Annotated in this window: 1 protein-coding gene and 2 pseudogenes; all 3 read right to left on the reverse strand. The window is 46.4% G+C overall.

Annotated elements, in window-relative coordinates:
* Positions 1-1065 (reverse strand): annotated as a pseudogene (locus tag ACRBG0_RS08510) (hypothetical protein); the annotation flags it as partial.
* A 169-nt stretch (positions 1066-1234) separates the two neighbouring features.
* Positions 1235-2779, reverse strand: coding sequence for a hypothetical protein (locus tag ACRBG0_RS08515; protein ID WP_431486476.1), 1545 nt, complete (start codon positions 2777-2779; stop codon positions 1235-1237).
* Positions 2765-2890 (reverse strand): annotated as a pseudogene (locus tag ACRBG0_RS08520) (OmpA family protein); the annotation flags it as partial. The gene ACRBG0_RS08515 and the pseudogene ACRBG0_RS08520, both read right to left, overlap by 15 nt.
* Positions 2891-2992: the final 102 nt, after the last annotated feature.

The raw sequence follows: 2992 nt of genomic DNA on the forward strand, positions 1-2992 counted from the left end.
ACAGTCTGCTGCAGCCCAGATCAGGTTGCTTGCATCGTAACCAGCATAGCCAGGCGCTTGTACAGGATCACATGGATCTGTAGGGTCTGTATTGTCCCCCATAGTAAGTGGATTACCATCGGGACCGTTGTATTCTGTACCATCATTCACACCATCGCCATCTGTGTCTGGATTAGTGGGATCTGTATTTGCAAGAACTTCCTCAGCATTGGTCAGGCCATCCATATCCTGGTCACAAGCATCAGCGTTCATATCAGGTGAACAAGCATCATTTGCATCACTGATACCTATTGCTACTGCCGTCGTCGTTGGATCGTCAATACCCGTTACTTCTTCCCCATCATTATAGCCATCACCATCACTATCAGGATTGTCCGGCAGCGTACCTCCAGCTATCTCATCATCATTGGTCAAGCCATCATTATCCTGATCACAGATACCTACGCTAGGATCGGGATTACACGGATCTCCTTCATCGGGATCATCTACGCCCACGTAGCCATCTCCATCAATATCAGGAGGAGTACAATTGACGGGTGAATCCCCATAATTTTCTTGGTAATAAGGCGCACTAAACACATCAAAGAATGCCTGATTAAAATCAGACCCTCCCATAGAAGGTTCGGAGGAATCAGGGTCAGTACCATTTTCAAACAATCGTACTTCATCCGTACAACCGCTCGCTCCAGGCAAGGTAAAGGTGAACATCAATTGCTCTGTCCCCATTAGCAGCATAATGACACTTCCACCGGTAGTAACCGAGTGAAAATCTGCTGCGGGATTGGCCGAAGGAGCAAACACTTGCGTCTGGTCTGACCAAAATCCGCCACTAACGGGCGTGACCAAAAGTGGGCTATCATTTGTTGCCCCTGGAACCACCAAGGAAACCTGGCTACCACCGCCCAGAATAAACGTGGTTTGGCCAAAATCTGGTCTAATGTAAACTTCGTAGACATTGTCATCAAAATTATACCTAACGGTATAGTCCACATTTTGTGCTTGTAAGCCGACCGTAGACAGGTAGAAGCACAGTAAAAGGAATAGGTAACGTAAAATGTTTTTCATGAGTATTGATTGATTATTCTTGAATTTGTAGGCATAGGAATCTCAGGAGCTGACAATACAGCTTTCGTAAATCGATGAAATTCAGTTTTTTATAAAAAAAGAGACGAGTAGTTAATCTTGCCTCTGATTCTTTTCAGAACCAGAGGCAAGAGCTTAACTATTCCAAAAATTATGGCAATTGTTCCAGTAACAGATCAAAATTGAAGCTACCTCCCGGATTCAGTGGGTACAGTACGACTGCAATAGCTTGAATCAGTACTTGGTCATTGCCACCACCGTTGTATTTCACTTTACCATTCATATTGACATCTCCCTGGAAATATCCAAAGGCGAAATCATAATTAAATGATAAACCACCGTTCGACGGGTAAGAAACCACATCTGCCAGAATAGCTGTTCGATCGTTTCCACCACCATCGTATTTCACTTTACCATCCATATTAACATCCCCACCCCAGAGGGCCCGGCGGTTATCAGGAAGGATGTACATCTCCGCATTTTCATAACCAGCCGTATTGTATAATTCGGCACCGGTAAGCGTGGTAAAATCTATAGCAACATCACCTGCTACCGGAATAGAAGTCTGGGCAGTCATCGCTCCTAAGTGGTTACGATGCTTGATACTGACATAGAAACTAGTAGCTGTAATATTCATTTGGAGCACTCCTCCTGTAGCCGCGTCTACAACATCTCCATCACGTTGTACTAAAGCAGATTTCGTTTGTAAAATGATAGTAGGATCATTCTGATCTCTAACCTCTACAAACACCCAATCTACAATGGCATCAGCGGTTCCCGCGTTTGAGGCTAACACCATTGCCGTGGTTGACTCCGCCCCTCCACCAACGTGGGTAAAGCGAGCATTAAGCCCGGCACCGTAAGGCTGATTTAACGGAATGTAATTCTGCTGACGTAGATCATCTCTCATCAAACCATCGGTTACTCCCATCATTGCTCCTTGCAGTAACACTTTTAAGTCCATCCGAACAAGATGGTCATCAGCGCCATTACCTAAGGTTGGGTCCGTGCCATTGATTACTTCATCAGCATCGCTTACACCACCGCCATCTGTATCAACATTATAAGGATCGGTACCCAGCGTGACTTCCTCGCCATTGGTCAGGTTGTCACCATCACAATCCGCAGCAGCCCAAGTCGCATTACCAGCATCGTAGCCCGTATAACCAGCGGCTTGTACAGGATCACAAGGAGCAGTCGGGTCCGTATTGTCACCCATTGTTAGTGGGTTGCCGTCAGGGCCGTTGTACTCTTCACCATCGTTGATGCCGTCACCGTCGGTGTCAGCTACCATAGGATCAGTACCTGCAAAGACTTCTTCGTCATTGGTCAATCCGTCGCTATCCTGATCACATGATCCAACCGCTGGGTTAGGATCACAAGGATCATTGGCACCAGAGGTACCAGTAGCTACTATTGGAGTCAATGGATCATCTACACCATTCACTTCTTCACCGTCATTGAGGCCATCGCCATCACTGTCAGGATTGTTAGGGTCGGTCATTGCCATAGCTTCCTCGTCGTTGGTCAAGCCATCGTTATCCTGGTCACAAACGCCTGCAGAAGCATTCGGGTCACAAGGATTAGTAGGGTCACTATTGTCGCCCATCGTTAATGGGTTACCATCAAGACCATTGTATTCCTCACCGTCGTTGATGCCGTCACTATCACTATCAGGATTGTTAGGATCAGTCATTGCATCAGTAACTTCTGCGCCATCGGCAAGTCCGTCACTATCACTATCAGGATTATATGGATCCGTATTGTAAGTATTCACTTCATCACCATTGCTTAAGCCATCGCTATCACAATCGGCTGATGCCCATGTAAGATTAGCAACATCGTAGCCCGTGTAACCAGCTACTTGTGCAGGTACACAGGGGTCAGCTGCTGCCCCTTATACACATCT

It is taken from the genome of Lewinella sp. (genome assembly GCF_050633125.1).
In the GTDB taxonomy this organism is placed as follows: Bacteria; Bacteroidota; Bacteroidia; order Chitinophagales; family Saprospiraceae; genus Lewinella.

Excerpts from the sequence above, each read along its gene's own strand:
- ACRBG0_RS08515 (WP_431486476.1), bottom strand. The coding sequence starts at position 2,779 with ATGACTGATCCTAACAATCCTGATAGTGATAGTGACGGCATCAACGAC.